The following is a 21,773-nucleotide window of genomic DNA, read 5'->3' as shown; positions in this document are numbered from 1 at the left end:
TTAATTAATGTCGCATTCAATGATTTGCAATTTATCGTTATTATTTGCAACAATAATATAGGTATATCCTTCAGATTTCAGCATTGCTAAACCTTTTACGTCGCCACTTAAACTTAGGCCACTTTCATAGGGTGCTTTTGCATAAAAATTACCTTTTCCATCGCCAATTAGCAAAACCCCTTGACCTGCATCATTTCTTGGCGTTTCTACCTCTGAGGTAAAAAGGTTTCCTCCCAATATAAGGTCTAAAACCCCGTCATTATTAACATCTTTACTTACAATACCATTAACAGCCGATAATTGCGCTTGTGAAGATAATGGTTTTGCTGAAAAATGTTTACCATCATTTTGAAAATAGGTAGTTGCAAAAGTTTTAGCCTTGTAATGCAAGGCATCTTCAAGTTTATCTTTTGTATAAACATCTTCTATCGTTGCTTTAGAAAAAGCATCATAATTTTTAAATTTTCGAGTAATTCCTGGAATTTGCTGGGACGAACATTCGCGACCACGAACCGGGTACTGAACCCCTTCTGAATAATACCCTAAAACAATATCGAGGTGGCCATTTTTATCAAAATCGGATGCATATACATCGAAGGTTTGATTATTCGATGCTTGATACTTATAATTAAGCCCAAGATTTCCTGCAACAATATCCAAATCACCATCGTTGTCATAATCCTGAACATCGATACTGTACCACCACCCCGTAGTGTTTTCAAGACCATAGGCTTTGGTTTCGTTTTTAAACTCTCCTTTGCTATTTTTAAATATTGAGATAGGCATCCATTCTCCTACAAGCACCAAATCTAGCCAATCGTCTCCATCAACATCGCTCCATTTCATATCGGTAACCAAACCTGGTTTTAATAAATCTGAAGCCAAATCCTCTGTTACATCAATAAAACGAACATTACCATTTTCACTATCATTTCTAAGCAAATAACTTCTAGGAGCTAAGGGGTATTTTCCAGGCACCAATCTACCCCCAACAAAAAGGTCTAAATCGCCATCTTTATCGAAATCGGCAGCAATAACTTTGGAACCACTGGTAAGCATTTTTGGTAATGCCTGAGTGTTTTTTGTAAAATGCCCTTGTCCATCGTTTAGGTATAATCGGTCTTGTAAAAACTGAGACCCCGCCCCAAATTCGTTGCCGCCACTTACCACATATAAATCGTCATCACCATCGGCATCGGCATCAAAAAAGAGAGCTCCCAAATCTTCGTAAACGGCATCGTTTTGAAGGTCGGGAACATCAATGGCTTGAAAAGTTCGATCTGATTGTTGGATAAAAATTCGGCCGGATTGCCCATTGGCTCCACCAACAAAAAAGTCTTCCCTTCCATCTTTATTGATATCTGCCACGGCAATACCCGGACCGAACTGTGATGTTTTATGAGGAAGTAATGGTTCTTCCTTAAAATCATCATATATATTTTCTTCGTGCTTAAAATTAACCCCTGAACGTGCGGTAACATTAGTAAACTTGTAATTTGACTTATTGTCTTTTGATGTTGTAATCGTTTTATAGACTGCATCATTATAGTTAACCTCTACTATACTATTGGTTGTTATATGCTCTTTTATTTCTTGTTTACCATCAGGCCAAATAATGGTTGCTTTATCAACTTTAGCATATTTTCCCAATCCAAAATTAAGAAAAGGCTCCACCGACGATTGATACCCACGGGTTAGAGTAAGCTCCTGAAATTGTTTGGCACCATCGTATTCCAACAATACTTTTATACCTAAAGCAAACTTATTTTGCTCAGGGCCATTAAACTTGAAACGTAGATAATGGTTTCCTGAAATTTTAGTGGCCTGATTTTCATAAATTGTAGAAATACTGTCTAAGTTGGAAACCACTAAATCTAAATCGCCGTCGTTATCTAAATCGCCATAAGCCAGACCGTTTGAAAAACCTACAAAATCGAGATGCCAATCTTTACTAACATCTTTAAACGATAAATCTCCGTTGTTTTTAAAAGCATAATTGGGCACTTTTTCTGAAGGCATTTTCTTAGTAAGTTCCAACATATTATTCTTAAAGGCCATAGGCGTATAGGTCTTTAAGGTTTTAAAATAATCTTTATTATTTATTTCCCTTCTAACGCCGTTGGTAATAATAACATCTTTCCAACCATCGTTATCAAAATCGGCCATAAGTGCTCCCCAACTCCAATCGGTTGTAGCCATACCGGCTAATCTGGAAATATCGCTAAAAGGCTGCAACGTATCGTTTATCTTTCCGTTGTTTAGTTGAAGGCAGTTTTGCATGTATTGATAATGAAAACCCATCTTAACGTTATCCCAAAACTTACGCGGATTCATACTCGCCATGTTGGCTTTACTACGGCGGTTATTTTCGGGTGTCATATCCAATTGAATAACATCTGGCAACGCATCGTTATTAATATCGGCCATATCTACCCCCATACCGTACCAAGCTGTATGCTTGGTTAGTTCTTTTGATTGCTCTGAAAACGTGCCATCACCATTATTCATATATAAGTAATCGGGTGTTGCAAAGTCGTTAGACACATAAATATCGGGATAACCGTTATTATCTATATCGCTAACCGCAACACCAACCGAAAGCCCGTAATTTAATATTCCCGAATCTTCGGTAACATCGATAAATTTATTATTACCATCGTTACGGTACAACCGGTCGCTATCTACTATATTTGCCTTTTCTATGCGTTGTTTATAGACCCCATTGGGTGTACTAAACCTACTAATAGGGTAATTGGCCACATACAAGTCTAAATCGCCATCTAAATCGTAATCAAAAAAGGTAGCTTGTATGGTATTCGCATCTCCAGCAACACCATAAGCTTCGGCGCTTTCGGTAAAGGTTAAATCTTTATTATTTATGTAAAGTAAATTTTGTTTAGGGTTAAATTTTCCAGCAACCGACACATAAATATCTAAATATCCATCGCCATTTACATCGGCCATGGTAGTTCCTGTTATCCATTGGTTTCCAGCTGCAACACCTGCCTTTTCACTAATATCTTCAAAGCTTAATCCGCCTTTATTTAAGTATAATTTGTTAGGGGTCATGTTCCCCGTGAAATATATATCGTTAAGACCATCGTTATTAATATCGCCAATAGAAACTCCACCGCCCATGTAAATATATGGATACACAAAATAGTTCATACTGTCGGTTTCAACCAAGCGGTTGTTAAAATCGATTCCAGATTGTTCTAAACTAACTTGTTTAAACAGTTGCAATTCGGGAATTATTTCTGATTCTGGTACGGTTTTATCTTCTTTTTCTTTACAAGCAAAGACCAGCATAAGAGCCATTGCAAACATTATATTTTTACTGTTGTAATTCATCTTATTACAGAATATTTTGTGGTTAGTTTACCGATTTAGAATTAGGCTTTAACATTGTTTTTACAGTACTCTCGCCTTCTTTAATTTCAATACGTTGGTTAATGTCTATATCTTTATAAATAGCAACCGTTCTATTTTTATTTGGCCACCGTACTTTTAGTTCTTTAACTTTTACTGCTTTTGCTAATCCTATTTCTAATTGAAGGCTAGAAGCCCCAAAGGTTCCGCCAGTGGTGACTGTTCTAAACAGCTTATGTGTTTGTCCTGTAGCATCAATATAAGTGAGTTCTACTTTAGCACCAATAGCCGAACGGTTAGCTGTTGTACCAATTAATTTAGCCACAAGCCAAGCGTTGGTGTTCCCTCCATTTTGATAAAGTACATTCGGAAAATTATCTCCAACTACCGATCCACCCATAACGGCGTAAATATCTTGATCGCCATCGTTATCGATATCGCCAAAAGCAATGGCGTGCCCTTTTTGAATATGCCCAAACCCACCTTGATAGGTTACATCATTAAAATAATTTCCCTTGTCATTTTTAAACATTCTGTTCGGCACTATAGACCCTAAATTTGGTGCGCCAGTTCCTAGATAAAAGTCTAAGTAGCCATCATTATCAATATCTCCAAAATTACACCCCATTACATAAAATGGCCTTGCCAAGCCCATAGATTCGGTAACATCGGTAAAGGTGTTGTTACCATTGTTTTTATAGAGTTTGGGGAGTGAGTATTTGGGATTTTCCCCAAGCAAAGCACTTACCTCATCGAACGACACCTGTTTAATTCGATTTAGATCGTAACCCGCTACAAACAAATCGTCGTGTCCGTCATTATTATAATCCCAAAACCATGTTGGAAAGCTCCCCACAGGGTCTTCAACATTTGCGGCAGTACTAATCTCTTCAAATTTCCAATCTTCGAGAGAAGTTCCGCCCAGGTTATGAAATAATTTATTTTTCCGAGTTAAGTTAGACACGTATAAATCGGGTAACATATCGTTATCTATGTCGCCCCAAGTGACGCCTTTTATATAACCTGTTACGCCAAGTTTCAATTTATCGACCACATTAGTAAACGTGCCATCGCCATTATTCATGTAAAACTCGCTTTGGGCAAAGCCAATATTAATGGTTTCATTACCAACATAAAGATCAAGATAACCATCAAGATTAAAATCGGCCCATGCAGCTGTTTGTGTAGGCATTTGGGACAAAACTCCCGCTTGTTCGGTAACATCTTCAAAATGTCCATTTTTATTCATTAAAAGAGAATTAGGATAACGGCCTTCGGCACCAAACCAAGCACCACGTAATACAAAAACATCTACAAAGCCATCGTTATTATAGTCGGCATGTACCAAATTAAGCCCCCCAAACAATCCTGTTAATCCTGCTTCTTCCGTTTTTTCGGTAAAGGTACCATCCTGATTATTTTCAAAATATCGAAGCTGTCCTTTCAACCCATAAGCCGAAACCATAACGTCTAAAAAGCCATCATTGTTAAAGTCTTCGAGTGATACGCCTCCAGCAATATCGTTAACTGCTACCCCTGCTTTCATGGCGATATTTTTGAAGATATTTACCAAGCTATCTTCTGTTTTGATTAAAGGGTTTTCGAGAGGAACCAAATATGCTTTAGGAACACTCTCGGGATAAGACCCCATAGTCATGTAAGCCAGATTTAGCAACCAGCGACTTTCATAATCTTTTGGAAAAGCCTTAACCATTTGGGTCAAAATTTCAACTGCTTTTAAAGCGTGTATTACATTACCATGAACGGCTTCCGGTTGTATAGGAATGGTGCAAGACGCCCCCACATGATGATTAACACAATTAAGATCTTCTCCCAACTGAATATGTGCATTTACCTGTAGTTTATGGTAGTAAATAGTTTTAGGACTGAACGCTAAACTGTCTCCTATTTTCTCGTATAAGCGTTGATTTACAAGATGTAAGGCTTTAGCATTTTGCCCAGCATTTAATAATTCCTGAACGTAATCAAAAAAAACAAACTCATTATCGGGTGCAGTTTCAAAACGTATTTTTTTTCGTGCAATTCGTTTATCCGAAATTAAAAAATTAATATCAGGATTTGCACGCGCCGTTACAAACTCTAATCGCTTGGCCATTTTTTGAGTGCCTTCTGATTGCGAGTCGGAATCCTTTGGTTTACACCCAAAAACCAGCAACAACATTGTTGCCAAAGCCTGTATGGTTAGCTTTTTTAAAGACCAATTATAGCGAACATATAAACTATTAACCATGTTATTAATTTATTTTATAAGCCTTTAACTTGTCGTTATTCGCAGCCACCAATAAGACGTTACCTTTTATGGTTTTAATAATGGCTAAATCGGTAATTTGTCCAGTAAAATGAACTCCAGAAACATAAGAAGGCGAGGAAACAAAAGCCCCTGTTCCCTGCCCTCTTAAAAACAGGCCGAAACTCGCATCATTTCGCGGTGTTTCTACTTCTGAATTCATCAAATTACCTGCCATGATAACATCTAGAGTCCCATCCTTATCGAAATCTTCAACTAAAATATCGTTAACCGATGACACTTGAGCTTCAATTGGAAAGGCCTCAAAATTTAGATTCAAATTTTTATCTAGAGAAAAAGTTCCAGACGCAAATTGTGTTGCTGCATATTTCACCTTTGCACTATCTAAAGCCTTTTTACCATAAACATCTTGCAAAGTGGCTTTTGAAAATGTTGTATAATTCGGAAATTTCTTCTTAATAGATGGTATTTGATCTGAAGAACATGATCGCCCTCTCACGGGATACAAGGTTTCCTGATTGTAATACCCAAGTACAATATCAGAGGATCCGTTATCATCAAAATCGTCGCCATAAATAACAAACGGAAATTCGTGACTCGCTTGATACTTATAATTAAGTCCAAGGTTACCAGCTATAATATCCTTCGTTCCATCGCCGTTTAAATCGGCTACAGTCGCATGGTTCCACCAGCCTACCTCAGCGCTATTATTTCTGATACTAAACTTACCGTTATGATTTATAAGCATTGTTATCGGCATCCATTCACCGGAAATTAGTAAATCTATAGTGCCATCGCCGTTTAAATCGTTCCACTCTGCCGATGTTACCATGCCAATGGTTTTAAGACCTGGTGCAACTTTTTCGGTTATATCTTTAAACGTTCCGTTTTGATTTTCTAAAATGAAGGATTCTCCAGCATTTGGGTAATTTTGAGGCGATAATCTCCCGCCTACAAACACGTCGAGATCACCATCATTATCAAAATCTGAGGCGGTAACACAAGACCCGCTTGCCGTTATTTTTGGTAACAAACTAACTGCTCTAGAAAAGTTCCCCTTTCCATCATTTAAATATAAACGGTCTTGATAATTTGAATGTCCTTTTGGTAATTCGTTACCACCACTAACCACATAGAGGTCTAAATCGTTGTCGCCTTCGGCATCAAATAACAAGACTCCCATATCTTCAAAACCTTGGTCTTTTTGAAAACTTTTTTGAAAACTTTCGATAAAACCGCCATCAATGTTTTGGATAAATAATTTTCCAGATTGCCCCATGGCGCCACCAACATAAAAATCGTCGTAACCATCGCCATTAACATCACCAACGGTAATAAAAGGACCTAAAGTCGACATTTTATGCGGTAGAAGTGTTTCCTTATCAAAATCGTTATACGGGTTTTCTATATGTTTAAAATTGATTTTTAAGTTATCTGAAATTGGTGAGAACACTGTTTCTTTTATGATTTCATCTTGTTTAACCGATCCAGAGTGTTCTTCTTGAACAATGTTTAAAACTTGGTTAGCAGCTACCTCAGTTAAAGTTTGTAGCTTCCCTGATGGCCAAAGTATTTGAAGCGTATCAATTTTTGATGCATTGCCTAGTCCGAAATGTACCCTAGGTTCGGTGGAAGACTCAAAGCCTCTGGTTAAAAATAGTTCTTGCACTTGAGTTCCATGTACCGTTTTTATTGTAATTCTAGAACCGATTCCAAAGTGGTTATCCTTTTTAGCTTTCAGGCTAACTGTTAAGTAGTTTGTATTTGAATATTGATTAGATTTATTTTCGAAAATTGAAGATGTCGCATCTAAATTATTAACAATCATGTCTAAGTCACCATCGTTATCTAAATCGGCGTAACTGGCACCATTACTAAAGCCTTTAAACGTTAAGCCCCAATTTCCTTCAGCTTTATTAAATTTTAAAGATTTAGAATTTCGATACAAATAGTTATCTACCGGTTTTACAGGCAATTTAGTAAGGGTTTCTACAATATCGTTTTGTGTAAGGTCGTTGTATGCTTTCTTAAGCTTTAAATAAATAATAGCATCATTATCGTTTACATTTCTACGTATGCCGTTGGTAATGAAAACATCCTTCCATCCATCGTTATCAAAATCGAAAAACAACGGTCCCCAACTCCATTCGGTTTTAGCAAGTCCAGCAAGGTAAGCTACATCGCTAAAGGTTCCTGACCCTGTGTTTACCTGCAAGCTATTTTTCATATATTGATGATGCAGTCCTAAACTTACAGCTTCATAAAATTTTTCAGTATTCATAGCCGACATGTTGGCCTTTTCCTGATCATTTTGACTAGAAGCCATATCAACCTGTAACAAATCTATAAGACCATCATTATTAAAATCTGCAGCATCGGTGCCCATACCAAAGTTACAGGTATGCGCCATCATTGTATCTATTTCATTCTTAAATGTGCCATCTTTTTGATTGATGTACAAATAATCAGGAGAATTAAAATCGTTTGAAACGTAAATATCTGCCCAACCATCGTTATTCATGTCGCTAATGCTAAGCCCAAGTGAAAGTCCAAAATTTAGTATTCCCGAAGTTTCGGTAACGTCTGTAAATGTATTATTTCCGTCGTTGCGGAATAATTTATCTGAATCTTCTAAAGAAGGATTATTTTTTTTATCAGCGTAATAATCGTTGCCAATTTGAAATGGCGTTGGAGGATAGTTTGCCACGTATAAATCGAGATCGCCATCCTTATCATAATCGAAAAAAGCCGCTTGTACGGAATGACCATTATCGGCTATATTATAAGCTTTAGCACTTTCTTTAAAAGTGTTGTTGCCTTGGTTTATGTAGAGTTCGTTTTGTTTATTTTGCTGTGGCCCCGAATAACACACGTAAATATCTAGTAATCCGTCGTTATTTACATCGGCCATAGTCACACCGTTGGTCCATTTTCCTTTTGTGCCAATAATACCAGCACTTTGACTAATATCTTTAAATTTTAAATCGCCCTGATTAAGATACAAGGCATTTTTCACCATATTTCCTGTAAAATATAAATCGGGAAGTCCGTCGTTATTAATATCTCCTACGGCAACGCCTCCTCCAAAATACATATAAGGAAAAGTATAGTAATTGAACGTTTTTGTTTCAGTAAGTTTATTGGTAAACTTAACATTTGAAGTATCGGAAGAAATCGGAACAAAAATATTATCGGTTTTATTCCATATAGGCAAGTCCTTTTTTGTTTGATTTTTGCAGGCGCAAACAAACAAAAACATTAGAAAGATAGTAATTTTAATGGCATTACTACAAACCATTTTTGTTAGGGAAGAAACAAACATTTTATATAGTTTTTTTTAAAAGAAACCTGTTCAAATCACCGTCGAACAGGTTTCTGGTTTTTATGGCTTTAAAAACATATGACTGATAACTTTAACAATAACAATATGTTTTTAATTTATTTAATGAATTAGTATCCTGGATTTGGACTCCATCCATTAATGTCAAGTGCTCCTTGAGGAATAGGGAATAATTCATCCTGACCTGCCTGGAAACCTCGGTCTCCATACATATTAGAACCTAAACCTCTACTAACGAAATTAAAGAATGTAGTACCTTCAAGGGCTAATTCAATACGCATTTCATTATAGATAATTTCCCTTAATTCAGCCTGTCCAGGCAAATAACCTAAAGTTGCTTCAATGCCATCTAATCCAGCTCTCTCACGAACCATATCTAAGTACATTACAGCATTTTGTTGGTCGTTTGAACCTTCATTAAGGGCTTCTGCCTTGATAAGTAACATTTCAGCAAAACGGATAATTTTGAAATTCACAGGACTATCTAAAGTTCCTGGTCCAGAAGCTCCTGGGTTAATATACTTTACGTTACCATACATACTTCCAGTATTATCAAAATGTCCAGAGTTTTCAGGATCGAAAGTATCACCTAGAAACTCGTCTCCAGGTTGTAAAACCGTTGCTGGCAAACGTAAATCTCCAGCTTCATAAGAAGTTACTAATTCTTCTGTAGGCGCCGAGAATCCCCAACCAAAAATCGCATCTTCAGCAGTTCCAATAGGACCCCAGGTATCTGCAATTTGGTTACCATTCCATTGGCCATTATCAGACCATTGGTCTGGACTCGTTCCTGTGTTATACTGAATCTCAAACAGTGTTTCGATATTATTATCGCCTTCACCATTAAAATTATTAGCATAATCTGCAGCTAAGTCATAACCCATAGGGCTTTTCATAATATCGTCTACAATACCACTAGCCTCGGGCCAACGTCCTAAATTTGCATATAACCTAGCTAATAACCCCTGTGCAGAACCTTTAGAGGCACGTCCTACGTCTGCAGGTGCATAATCAGAAGCATCTGGCAATAAGTTGATAGCGTCTTTTAAATCTTGCTCAATGAAAGCAACTACTTCAGATTTTGGTGATCTTGGTAATGATTCGGTTGTTGCCGTAGGTACAAAATCATAAATCGGCAAATCTCCCCATGTCATTGTTAAATTGTAGTAGTTTAAAGCGCGTATAAATTTAGCTTCACCTAAAACGCGGTTTTTTAAACTTTCGTCCATGTCAATTTCTGGTACTTTTTCTAATACCACATTCGCTCTTAAAACACCAGGCCAGATGGCTTTCCAATAATCGTTTAATCTACCATTAGATGCATCTGAGGAAAAATCCTGAAACTGAAGCATCGCTGCTTGGTCTCCAGAGCCGAAACCTCCTTTCATGGCATCTCCACTGGCTAAGTTTCCTAATATTGGATAAGCAAAACCATAGTAGAATAAATTCTGAAACGGATCGTAAGCTGCATTTACCGCAATTACGGCGTCCTCTGCAGTTTGGTAAAAAGCTTCCTCGGTTAAAGTATCCTGAGGAGCCAGGTCTAGAATGTCGTCACAACCTAAGATTATGAGCGACATTATTGATAATATTATTTTAGTTTTTGTTCTCATAGTATTTTTTTAGAATGAAACATTTAAACCTAGAATGAACGTTTTTGCCTGAGGATAACCGCCATTATCTACACCTGAAAACAATGCGTTTTGGTCTGGTGAACCAACCTCTGGATCTAGACCAATATCATAGTTATCAATGGTAAATAAGTTTTGCCCAGAAGCATAAACTTTTACTTTACTAGCTCCAATGAAATCGAAAATATCTTCTGGTAAGGTATATCCAATTTGCATGGTTTTTAACCTAACAAAAGAACCATCCCAAACACTGTAACTAGACACTCTGTAGTTATTGTTATTATCCTGACCAACTCTTGGAACTGTGTTACTAGTTCCTGGTCCTGTCCATCGGTTATTATACAACACGGTATATTTGTTTGCAGAACTAGAGAAATTTGATGCTAATGCATTTAAATTATTATACACTTCGTTCCCAAATACACCCTGGAAAGACACGCTAAAATCGAAATTCTTATAAGTTAAACTACCTTGAAGACCAGCAATATAATCTGGAATATTACTTCCTAATCTTTTACGGTCTGCTTCATTAATAACACCATCGTCATTTAAATCGGCAAATTTCATATCTCCAGGCACAGCTCCGTCTTGTGTAGGTGAAGTTTGAATTTCAGCTTCTGTTTGGAAGATACCTTCTTGTACCCATCCATAGTAAGATGCTATTTCGCCACCTACTTCTGTGATTGATTGGAATGTCGTTCCGTCTCCTCCAAAAATTGGTTCTCCTCCACCTAAACTAGTAACTTCGTTGTCTACCGTTGTTAAATTGGCGTTTACATCCCATTGTACCTTTTCGCCTTGGTGACGATAACCTAAAGACAATTCTATACCTTTATTAACTACTGTACCAGCGTTAACAATTGGCGTTACAGAAACCGAATTGTTCGCATATCCAAATGATGTTGGTACCGGGATTGGTAAAAGAATATCTGAAGTTTCTCTTTTATAATAATCGAAACCGATTGTTAACGCATAATCAAATAATGTGGCATCGAAACCAAAGTCGGTTTGAGCTGTTGTTTCCCAAGACACATCTGGATTCGCTAAATTTCCTGGATAAATACCTGTAACTGCGCTTTGATCTACACCAAATACGTAGCTGGCTGTATTTCTTAATACACTTGAATATTGGAATGGATCAACTTCTTGATTTCCTAATTTACCCCAACTGGCTTTAAACTTAAGGTCGTTAACTACTTCTGTTAAAGGCTCGAAGAATTTTTCATCTGAAATCCTCCAACCAGCAGATACCGATGGGAAAGTTCCGTATTTCCTTCCAGGACCAAATCTTGAAGACCCATCACGTCTTACACTAGCAGAGAATAAATATTTCCCCATATAGTCATAAGACAAACGTCCTAAATAAGATTGTAATCCCCATTGAAACCCTGTACCTAAAGCGTTAGGGTTTGAAGTACCAGCTGATAAATAATAAAGGTTGTCGGTAATATACCCATCTCTACTACCTAAATGCGATTCATATTGCGAATGCTGTCTTGTAAAACCAGCTAAAACATTCAAGTTATGAGCGTCGTTAAACGTTTTGTTATAAGTTAATGTATTTTCTACTAAGAAAATAAGTTCATTACTATCAAATCGTTGTGATAATTGTGGTAATGGTGGCCCTCCAGGTACGGCTACACCAGGATTAAAATTGTTTGATCCACCATATAAAAAGTCGGCACCCAAATTTAATCGATACGTAAGTCCATCTAAAATGTCATACTCTCCGTAAACATTTCCTAACATTCTTACTTTTTGATTTTCAAAAATAATTTTATCAGCAATCGCAACAGGATTTAGCCTAGGAAAAGTAATCCCAACACTTGGTGGTCCTGCATAATCTCCATTCGCATCATAAACAGGAATTACAGAAGGAAAAACAAGAGCTAACGAAGTAACACCTCTGTTAGGATCGTCGGTTAACGTACCGTTTTCAAAGGTTCTACTTGCTGTAAAGCTATTACCAACTCTTACTCTTTCGCTTTCGCCCAATTTATGATCACTATTCATTCTTACCGACCATCTTTCGAAATCACTATTTTTAACAATACCATCTTGTTTAAAGTTCCCAAAACTTAATGCATAAGTCGATTTTTCGTTACCACCAGAAATAGAAACCTGAGCATTTCTAATAGGCGCTGAACCATAAATTTCATCGAACCAATTGGTGTTGGCAGGATTTACAGGTACTGTACCTTCTAATTCATTTATAAATTGAGCATATGCTGGACCGTCAAGTACATCAACGCTACGTGCTGGTGTTTGAATACCGCCATATACATCTACATTTACTTTTGTTTGACCAGATTTACCGCGTTTCGTAGTAATTAAAACTACACCATTGGCTGCTCTGGAACCATAAATTGCAGCTGAAGACGCATCCTTTAAAATATCGATAGACTCAATATCATTAGGGTTTATGGTAGATAACACGTTACCACTTTGTCCAGCGCTAATACCACGACCATTGTTGTCGTTAAATACAGGAACACCGTCAATTACGTATAATGGCTCTGAGTTTCCAGGTGTACCAACACCACGAATACGGATGGAAACACCTCCACCTGGAGCACCAGAGTTTTGTACTACCTGTACCCCCGCAGAACGTCCAGATAAAGCCTGATCGAAACTGGCAACACTTTGTTCTTTAAGTTCATCTCCTCCTACTGATGCAATAGCTCCAGTAACGTCTCTCTTAGATTTTGTACCGTATCCAATAACAACCACCTCATCTAGAGAAGACACATCTTCTTTTAATACGATAGTCATTTTACTTTGTCCGTTTACCGGAACTTCTTTGGTAATATAACCTAAGTAAGAAACCACTAAAACTGCATCTTTTCCAACATTTAAAGAGAAATTCCCGTCAAAGTCGGTTTGCGCACCATTTGTTGTGCCTTTTTCTACAACGTTTGTTCCTGGAAGAGAAATACCGTTAATATCTGTTACTGTACCTGCTACCTGAGATTGCATAGGTGATTCGTTCCCTGTACCTAATACAGTTTTTGTAACATTATCATTATTTTTTGAATTTTCGGAATGCGTCACAGCATTAAGGTTTAAGCATGACACCGATAGAAATACGGCTGCAAACTTTACCTTATAATTAGAAACTCCGAGGTTGAAAAAACACAACCTCTTATGTATCAATTTTTTCATATGTTTGTAATCATTAGTTAATAATTTTTTTTTAATTGATGTAACTAGAATTAGTCGGGGCTTTTTTTGGAGAGAGACCCCGGCTTTTTTTTATTACATTTTGTAGTTAGTTTTTGTCTTTATTTCGTCATAGGCAAGATTTAATTTGTTATTAGTTTTTATTGTTTAAAATTTAGTCTTCAGGTTTTTATATTAATTAAAATTGAGAATTCTTATTTCCTTTGGTTCTAATGATATCGTTATCGTGTCTCCTGAGGTGTATGTATTTTCTAATTGTTTAAGATCACTCTCAATTGGCGATGAAACGTTATATGTTCCATCTTCCTTTACTCCTAGTATTCTATCCAATTTTAATGTATAAGTTTTTGTTTGGTTTGATGGATTATGGATTGACACATATCCAGAATGGTCTTTCCATGCCGAATATCCATAGACATCAAGATTTTTAGGGTTACCGCCATGCATTTTTACATTAGTAAACAATGGAAATACTTGCTCACTCCATTTTAAACCCTCGGCAAGTACATCCCAATCGGCATTTGATAATACATCGGTTTTTAAATACAACTCAATAAAACCAGTACCTCTGGAAATATTCATTAATAAATAATCTTTAAAAGCCTCTTTGCTTTCGCCTGTTTTAACCTTTTTGGGTTCATGATTGAACAAAGCATTCATAGGAAATTTAGTCTCTTCTTCTTTCCATATTTCATAATAAATTCCATCGCGATAAACCAGTTCATCGGTTCTCGTTCCTCCTTCAGCAGCATCGCCAGCGTTTATCATCCAAACCACGTCGATATACTGTAACCACCATGGACTTAAATAGGCCCCATTAGTAATGGCTATAAAAACGTCTGGGTTTACTGTTGCCATTTTCTTAAAAATGGACATTAAACGTTCGGTACCATTCACTAGATAATATGTTTTTAACTCATCATATTTAGGGTCGCTAAGAACACTATCATTTTCTATTAAATTTTCAACATCTAATTGCGGCATTGCTGGAGTTCCTCGGCCTTTCAATTCGAAATCGCGAATATTTAAATGACCAAACAACCCATCGAATTTAAAATAGCATACACCATCTTTTTCCAGTTCCAGAATTCTATCTTCCAACCTCTGCATGTATTTAGGCCCGGTCATGGACATAGATCTTCCCAGTTTTTCAAACCCTTGATTGCCCATTTTTTCTACCATCGGTAGGGCTCCTAAAATACTGGCAGGACTTAACCATACGCCTAACATAGCACCTAAAGAATCTACTGTTTTATGCGTATCGGCTAAATTTGAAGAAAATTTGTTGTTTACTTTCCACACTTGATCAGACCAATCGGATTCAGGGCGGCGGCTATCTTGCCAACCATCGTCAATAACATAAGCCTTTAAGGGAGTCACATTCCTTTTATTTACCAGTTCATCGTTAACCTTGAGTACACTAGCTTTAAAATTATCTTTATTCACACCTGTGTAAAAATCGAACCATGAATTGTATTGTACTTGAAGTCTTAAAGGGCGTACTCTAATTTGATTTATGTAATCATAAAATGCCTCATCAATAAATTTGTAGTCGTCGGCTACACCCACAACCGATTTATAAGATGTGTATTCTTGCCCCTTTTTCAAGGTATTACCCCATAAATAACCACAGTTTAAATCTTGGTTAATTACTAGATTTGTAGATGCCGGAAATTCAGTACCCCAAAACGTAGCAGTTTCGGTATCATATAGAGGCTGACCTAATCCTGGTTTCCAGTTAGCTGCTGCTCTGGTCGTAATTTCTTTTAACTTATAAGGCTGATATGCTCCTTTGGCATCAATAGCCTCAACATCAATACGTTCCAGAGTAAGTTCTTCATTAGCGATAATAGTTAAGTATTTATGAATATAAGGCTGTTCATTGCCTAGTTCATACTGTACAGCAACTTTAAGGTTATTCTCCTCATTAGATACATTAACTACCAGTTTCTGACCATCACCAGTTTTTAATTCGCTAACATTTTCTACCTTAAAATCTTTAGAAGTTAAAATAATATCTCCTCCTACTTTATCTGTTCCTTTTGAAACTCTAATTTTAAATTCTTTAGCCGCTTCAGGAGTCAAAGATTGACCGTTAATTTTGTTTTGGATTTTAGTCGTAACCAAATACCCGTCTTTGATCGATATACAACGACTTAAATAATCATTTTCAAGTATATATTCGTTTTGTTTTTCGGAGCAAGCGAATACTATTAAACTTAAAACTATTATATATACTACTTTTGCAAATTGACTCATTCGATTTACTTTAATGATCTTTTATAATTTATTTAATCCTGATTCAACATTTTACCGACTTCTAGCAATACATCAATGCTTTCCTGAGGGACATCACCATTACCATCGGGACCTATATTTAATAAGAAATTGCCTCCTTTTCCCGTTATTTCTTTCAACATGTTGTAAACCGTTTCGGGAGATTTCCAATTTTTATCATACATCTTAAATCCCCAGGAATCATTTAAAGTATAGCAGGCTTCCCAGTTGTAATCGAGAACGCTATCTGGTGTTTCCAGTTCCGGAGTTCCAAAATCCTTTTCAAAATTTTCACGTACGCCAAAGCAACGATTGTTTATAATTATGCTTGGCTTAAGGCTTCTTATGTAATTATATAAATTAATACCCATTTCATCGGTCCACCAATCGCACCATTCACCGTCAAACCACATGATTTCGGTATCGTAATTTTCAATTAACTCTTTTACCTGATTTTTCACATAAGTTTCATAATCCTTAGTTTTACCTAATTTCATTCGGGCAAACTTCCAGCGCTGCTGCACGCTATCGCCGTCTATATTGCGCTCCTGACTTATATGATGCCAATCGAGTATACTATAATATGTTCCGAATTTTATTCCATACTTATCACAGGCATCTTTTAACTCTCTTAGAATATCTCTTCCTTTAAATGGAGTACTTGCTACATCAAAATTGGTGTATTTACTGTCGTATAAAGCAAATCCTTCATGGTGTTTGCTTGTAACAACCAGATACTTCATTCCTGTATCTTTAGCCAATTTTACAATTTTATCAGCATCAAAGTTTTTTGGATTAAAAGTGTGGGTAAGCATAGCATATTCCTGACTTGGAATATCGGCATGCGCTTGAATCCATTCTGCGATTCCCCAAATTTCTTTGCCTTTCCAAACACCGCCTAACTGACTGTATAGTCCGAAATGAATAAACATACCGAATTGAGCATCTTTAAACCATGCCATGCGTTCTTTAAATTCTTCTGGGGTTTCTTCGAAATAGTAATCTTTTGTCTGAGCTGGAACAACTTGTAAAAGCACCAGAAATAATAATGCTGATAATAATGTTTTATTTGGCATAGTTTAGTTAAATTGTTTCTATGGGCAAACACCCTTTTTATAAATAGTTTATTAAAGTTAAAAATTAGAGGAAAAGAGCGCTAATAATCATTTTCCTTTTTAGTTCAAATACATCTTCATTAACATTCCGACGCCATGAATTTTCACTTCTCTATTTTTAGAAAACTTATCATTATAATTTGGCATCATTTGGGAGAGAAACTCTACAAAAGACTTCCGAGAACTTTCTTCGGTAGAATTGTAGAGGTCTTTTAAATTCGATTTTGTGAATAAAAGACTATGAATACCAAGAAAAACGCGATAACTTATATCTACATTTGATAGATTATAAGTTTCTTCACTATTTTTAAAATTACGAAAATTATTAAATCCTTCCATAATATTTTTTTTTAAAAACTTAACAATTAATAAAAAACTTAGATATAATATATAGTTGGAAAATTTTGAGACACACCGTTTTAAAAACGACGGTCTTGTGAATTATTAGTCCAAACATTAATATTACGTTTACTTCTCATCAAAATTGGCATCTATATATTGTAGACAACACCAACTCGTAAAGGTCGTTTGATTATAGTCTTTTTTAGTTTTGTTTTATAATGATATAACTTATCTACTGATGCGTACAAAAATTTATTACCGAAAACGATTTCGATTTTACCAAAAACGTTTTCGGAAATTGAAAAAGTTTTAGCCCAACAGTATCATTTACAAGTAAAACACTCAATTTTTTAGAGCTTAAAATAAACTTGTAAACACATCAATTATTTAAATCGCTTCAGTGCAAATTTCTAGGGTTTCAGATAGCAAAAAACTAACAGAAATTTTATTAAACATTCTAGATATATAAAATGAAGACAAATAAAAATACAGGCAGTAAAACATAGCACAGGCGGATATTTAGATACGAAGAAACATAAAGCGTAGACTATAACATAAGATATTGTTGAATACATTTAAGACAAGGAAGCGCTTGTACACAGGATCTAAAAGTCTTATTAAACTTACAGATATTGCATAATTTTCTTTCACAACAAGCTAACAAACAACAACTTACATTTTTAAATTTTGAGTTTCGAAAACGTTTACGTATTCATCTAAAACGTTTTCGAAAAAAATAACACTTCCTGCATAAGTTTTATCAATTAATATTGTCATGTAATAACAAACAACTCGAAACATTCATTACACTATTTATAGAAAATTAAGAAACAACCGAAAACAATGACTCTTTCAATAACAAGACAAATTTTAATTTTAACACTACCACTTTTGGTACATTTTTCTGTTTTGAAAGAAACCATGTTCTCAAACGTAAATGAAGTAAGCTATCTTCAATTTAAAACAAAAATCCAGACCAATAGCTTACTTAGCAACGAGCCAAAAAAAAATAAAGTTTACCGAAATCAAAACGCTTTGAATAAAAACATTTTAAGCTCTAGCCATATTGAAAGCAAACTTTTACAAAGTCCTGAAATGGCAATAACAATAGAAAATGAAATCAATTGGAAATTTCAATCGACAACGACAAAAGTCGATTCTATAAACACCATAAAAGAAATAAAACCTGGTGCATATGAAAAATACCGAACAATTGTAAAAAGATTACTAAAAATAAAGCCTTTTTAACCTAAATACAACCACAAACTTAACCTACTTATTCATGGTAAAAAGGCTTTATCTAAACTTAAAAAGTAATTTTTTTGTATCAAATAGAAAATATAGAAGTAATTAATAGCCCTGACACTTACTACTAAAAATAGATAGATGTCAATTAAAAAAACAAGCGTTACCCTCATCGCTTGTTTTTTTTTGCATTTACTGTCCCGTCCTGAAATAGCAATAGCAATACACTAAAACTTTAATGTAATGAAAACACCATAATAAGGAAGGTGTCATTTCCGAACGGATAATAGTAGTATTAACTATAAATTTCCTTCATTAATTAATCTTAAAAGACTTGAAGAAGGGATAGTTGCTTTTAATACCATTTGTGTTTTGGTTTCGTCGCCAGAATGCTGAAAAGTTTTGGTGTAAGACACAGTACCGATGACATTACCAGATTCATCTATGATAGCAGCTCCACTAGACCCAGCGGCATAATCGGCCGAAATAGCCATTAAATTACGATAATTACTCGCGTTTATTTCACTAAACTTATCGGTTACCATTCCTGAAGAAAAGGCATAAAAATAACCTTTGGGGTGACTAACAATATAAACAGGATCTCCTATTTCTGCATCTTTGGTTGCTACTGGTAATACAGGAAGTTCTGTTCCTTTAGGATCAATTCTTATTACCGCCAGGTCTTCCGATTTATCGGCCATCAATATTTCTTGTACGGGGAACGAGGTTCCGTCTTTTAACATCACAACAAAAACATCTCTCGCATCTTTATTGTACTTCGAAATATAACTATTAACTACATGGTAATTCGTTACTATAATTCCGGATGAATCTATGATATAGCCTGATGCAGGATAGGTATGAATACGTTTACATGCACCGCGGTCGGTTACTTCGTTACATCTGCCCGCTGGCGATACAATAACCGTTGCTACTGATACACGCTCATATATTTTCGCAGGACTCAATTTACGTTTCTTCATCGATTTTAAATCTACATCAACAGGCGCATACCCCTTTCTCTTAAACTGCGGTTTCATCTCATCGGTCGACAGCACATCTTCTGAACCGATTAAACTAGATGCTTCACTTATTAGTTTTATTTTATACTGCGTTACATTATTTTTAAAACCTTGAGCCTCAGCAGACTCTGTTATTAAAATTAATACTATCAGTGAAAATATTCTGGATAAAAATTTCATAATGTTAATTAACTATTTATAATTATTTATTAGGGTGTTTAAATTCGAGGCGCAAGTTAAGTTAATTCAATCACCCGAGTCGTTAACATTTAACAGTATAATTGTAAATATTTGTTAAACTTTCTAATATTTTCAAGGCTTTCCCTTGATTGTAGCCTATTCATTATTGCAGTATACAAAAGCAACTTTATTGATAAACTAATGCATAATTTTCAATTTTAAAGTATATTAACTAAATTCATTTTTCTAATTAATTAAACTTTTTATTAAATCACATCCAAGAGTTAAACAACCAACTAATGAAAAAAACGACATTAATTATCCTATTTATTTTGCTGCATGCAATTTTTCCGAAATTAATTTTTGCTAATGTTAAACTTCCTGCTATAGTTTCTTCGAATATGGTACTACAGCGCGATACTACGGTAAAACTCTGGGGGTGGGCAGATGCAGGTGAAAAAATAACTATTAAATTATCTTGGATTGAACAGGATATAAAGATTGAAGCCGATTCCAATGGAAACTGGATGACAAAAGTACAAACCACACTAAGCAAATCACCACAATCTATTAATATTAAAAGTAACAGTTCTAACATCAACTTAAACAATATATTATTTGGTGAAGTTTGGTTATGTTCCGGACAATCTAACATGCAGCAACCTTTAAAAGGTTACATGGGTCAACCTACTTTTGGAGGCATGATGGCTACTGCAACATCTAACAATCCTAATTTAAGGTTATTTACAGTGGAGCGAGTAAGTTCTGATACACCTTTAAGCGATATAGAAAAATTTAATTCCTGGCAACAAGCTTCTCCCGAAACGGTTTTAGACTTTAGCGCTGTTGCTTATTTTTTCGGACAACAACTTCAGGATATTTTAGATGTCCCAGTTGGTTTAATACATACATCGTGGGGAGGCAGCTCGGTTCAAGCCTGGATGAGTAGCGAGGTAATAAATCAATATCCAGAGATTAATTTAGATGATAAAGCATCTAGTAATCCGCCAAACAGAACACCAACAAAACTGTTTAATGCGATGATCCACCCTTTAATTCCATATACCATTAAAGGTGCATTATGGTATCAAGGTGAATCCAATAGACTAGAACCTGAACATTATAAAAAACTTTTCCCGGCTATGGTTAAAGATTGGCGGGATAGATGGCAAATTGGAGACTTTCCGTTCTATTACGTACAAATTGCTCCATTTACCTATCAGGATAAAGATACCCAAACCCCGTATGTAAACTCAGCATTTATTAGGGAAACGCAGTTGCAGTGCTTAAATTTAATTCCCAATTCAGGAATTGCCATCACCCTGGACCTTGGAGATGAATACTGCATTCATCCTCCAAAAAAGAAAGAAGTTGCAGATCGACTTTTACTTAATGCACTAAATAAAACCTATGGATATGAAACTATAGATTGTAACTCTCCCACCTATGAATCTCTCGAAATAAAGGACCATGGTATTTTATTACATTTTGAAAATGCTGAAACTGGCCTTTATACTCCAGACACACTTTCTGGTTTTGAAATTGCAGGCAGTGACAAAGTATTTTATCCAGCTGAAGCGAAAATAATTAACAGAAAAAATGTTTTCGTTAAGAGCAAAGAAGTACCAAACCCTGTGGCAGTCAGATATGCCTGGAAAAACTGGATTATAGGTTCTCTGTATGATGTAAACATGCTACCAGCATCTTCTTTTCGAACAGATGATTGGGACGATGCTAAAAACAATTAATTTGAAAATAAATGCATACTACTTACAAGAACAAATATCAACTTATCCCAATTTT

Annotated in this window: 11 protein-coding genes; 2 read left to right on the top strand and 9 right to left on the bottom strand. The window is 35.7% G+C overall.

Annotated features, from left to right (window positions below; translation table 11 throughout):
• From ICJ83_RS14850 to ICJ83_RS14815, 8 genes are all read right to left on the bottom strand, one after another.
• Window positions 1-3,351, bottom strand: a complete 3,351-nt coding sequence (locus ICJ83_RS14850) for a VCBS repeat-containing protein (protein WP_223154800.1) — start codon at window positions 3,349-3,351, stop codon at window positions 1-3.
• A gap of 22 nt (window positions 3,352-3,373) precedes the next feature.
• Entirely contained in the window at window positions 3,374-5,620 is a 2,247-nt protein-coding gene (locus ICJ83_RS14845) for a CRTAC1 family protein (protein WP_188231194.1), read from the bottom strand.
• Window positions 5,621-5,624: 4 nt separating this feature from the next.
• Window positions 5,625-8,960, bottom strand: coding sequence for a VCBS repeat-containing protein (locus tag ICJ83_RS14840; RefSeq protein ID WP_223154799.1), 3,336 nt, complete (start codon window positions 8,958-8,960; stop codon window positions 5,625-5,627).
• A 128-nt stretch (window positions 8,961-9,088) separates the two neighbouring features.
• Window positions 9,089-10,558, bottom strand: coding sequence for a RagB/SusD family nutrient uptake outer membrane protein (locus ICJ83_RS14835; RefSeq protein ID WP_188231193.1), 1,470 nt, complete (start codon window positions 10,556-10,558; stop codon window positions 9,089-9,091).
• 42 nt (window positions 10,559-10,600) lie between these two features.
• Window positions 10,601-13,771, bottom strand: coding sequence for a SusC/RagA family TonB-linked outer membrane protein (locus ICJ83_RS14830; RefSeq protein WP_188231192.1), 3,171 nt, complete (start codon window positions 13,769-13,771; stop codon window positions 10,601-10,603).
• Window positions 13,772-13,963: 192 nt separating this feature from the next.
• The gene (locus ICJ83_RS14825) at window positions 13,964-16,048 is read right to left on the bottom strand and encodes an alpha-galactosidase (RefSeq protein WP_188231191.1); all 2,085 of its coding nucleotides are present in this window, start codon (window positions 16,046-16,048) and stop codon (window positions 13,964-13,966) included.
• A 32-nt stretch (window positions 16,049-16,080) separates the two neighbouring features.
• The gene (locus tag ICJ83_RS14820) at window positions 16,081-17,142 is read right to left on the bottom strand and encodes an alpha-L-fucosidase (RefSeq protein WP_188231190.1); all 1,062 of its coding nucleotides are present in this window, start codon (window positions 17,140-17,142) and stop codon (window positions 16,081-16,083) included.
• Between the two features lie 99 nt (window positions 17,143-17,241).
• A complete protein-coding gene (locus tag ICJ83_RS14815; protein ID WP_188231189.1) occupies window positions 17,242-17,520 on the bottom strand; it encodes a hypothetical protein in 279 nt (92 codons plus the stop codon).
• Window positions 17,521-18,366: 846 nt separating this feature from the next.
• On the opposite strand from ICJ83_RS14815, the gene ICJ83_RS14810 reads away from it, so the two are divergent.
• Window positions 18,367-18,771 (top strand): hypothetical protein, encoded by a 405-nt coding sequence (locus ICJ83_RS14810; protein ID WP_188231188.1) that lies wholly within the window; start codon window positions 18,367-18,369, stop codon window positions 18,769-18,771.
• 296 nt (window positions 18,772-19,067) lie between these two features.
• Here the strand turns inward: ICJ83_RS14810 and ICJ83_RS14805 are convergent, their stop codons facing one another.
• Window positions 19,068-19,970, bottom strand: coding sequence for a S1 family peptidase (locus tag ICJ83_RS14805; RefSeq protein WP_188231187.1), 903 nt, complete (start codon window positions 19,968-19,970; stop codon window positions 19,068-19,070).
• A gap of 299 nt (window positions 19,971-20,269) precedes the next feature.
• On the opposite strand from ICJ83_RS14805, the gene ICJ83_RS14800 reads away from it, so the two are divergent.
• Window positions 20,270-21,718 carry a sialate O-acetylesterase gene (locus ICJ83_RS14800; RefSeq protein WP_188231186.1) on the top strand — a complete coding sequence of 483 codons (1,449 nt, stop codon included), beginning with the start codon at window positions 20,270-20,272 and terminating at the stop codon, window positions 21,716-21,718.
• Window positions 21,719-21,773: the final 55 nt, after the last annotated feature.

Source organism: Aestuariibaculum sediminum (genome assembly GCF_014596945.1).
GTDB lineage: Bacteria > Bacteroidota > Bacteroidia > Flavobacteriales > Flavobacteriaceae > Aestuariibaculum > Aestuariibaculum sediminum.
The sequence above is the reverse complement of the archived record's forward strand: the minus strand, read 5'-3'. Positions and strand labels throughout refer to the sequence as shown.

Bases quoted from the DNA above. Each gene is read 5' to 3' on its own strand.
- ICJ83_RS14810 (WP_188231188.1), top strand. From the start codon at position 18,367: ATGACTCTTTCAATAACAAGACAAATTTTAATTTTAACACTACCACTT.
- ICJ83_RS14850 (WP_223154800.1), bottom strand. From the start codon at position 3,351: ATGAATTACAACAGTAAAAATATAATGTTTGCAATGGCTCTTATGCTG.
- ICJ83_RS14835 (WP_188231193.1), bottom strand. From the start codon at position 10,558: ATGTCGCTCATAATCTTAGGTTGTGACGACATTCTAGACCTGGCTCCT.
- ICJ83_RS14825 (WP_188231191.1), bottom strand. From the start codon at position 16,048: ATGAGTCAATTTGCAAAAGTAGTATATATAATAGTTTTAAGTTTAATA.
- ICJ83_RS14815 (WP_188231189.1), bottom strand. From the start codon at position 17,520: ATGGAAGGATTTAATAATTTTCGTAATTTTAAAAATAGTGAAGAAACT.
- ICJ83_RS14820 (WP_188231190.1), bottom strand. From the start codon at position 17,142: ATGCCAAATAAAACATTATTATCAGCATTATTATTTCTGGTGCTTTTA.
- ICJ83_RS14800 (WP_188231186.1), top strand. From the start codon at position 20,270: ATGAAAAAAACGACATTAATTATCCTATTTATTTTGCTGCATGCAATT.
- ICJ83_RS14845 (WP_188231194.1), bottom strand. From the start codon at position 5,620: ATGGTTAATAGTTTATATGTTCGCTATAATTGGTCTTTAAAAAAGCTA.
- ICJ83_RS14830 (WP_188231192.1), bottom strand. From the start codon at position 13,771: ATGAAAAAATTGATACATAAGAGGTTGTGTTTTTTCAACCTCGGAGTT.
- ICJ83_RS14840 (WP_223154799.1), bottom strand. From the start codon at position 8,960: ATGTTTGTTTCTTCCCTAACAAAAATGGTTTGTAGTAATGCCATTAAA.
- ICJ83_RS14805 (WP_188231187.1), bottom strand. From the start codon at position 19,970: ATGAAATTTTTATCCAGAATATTTTCACTGATAGTATTAATTTTAATA.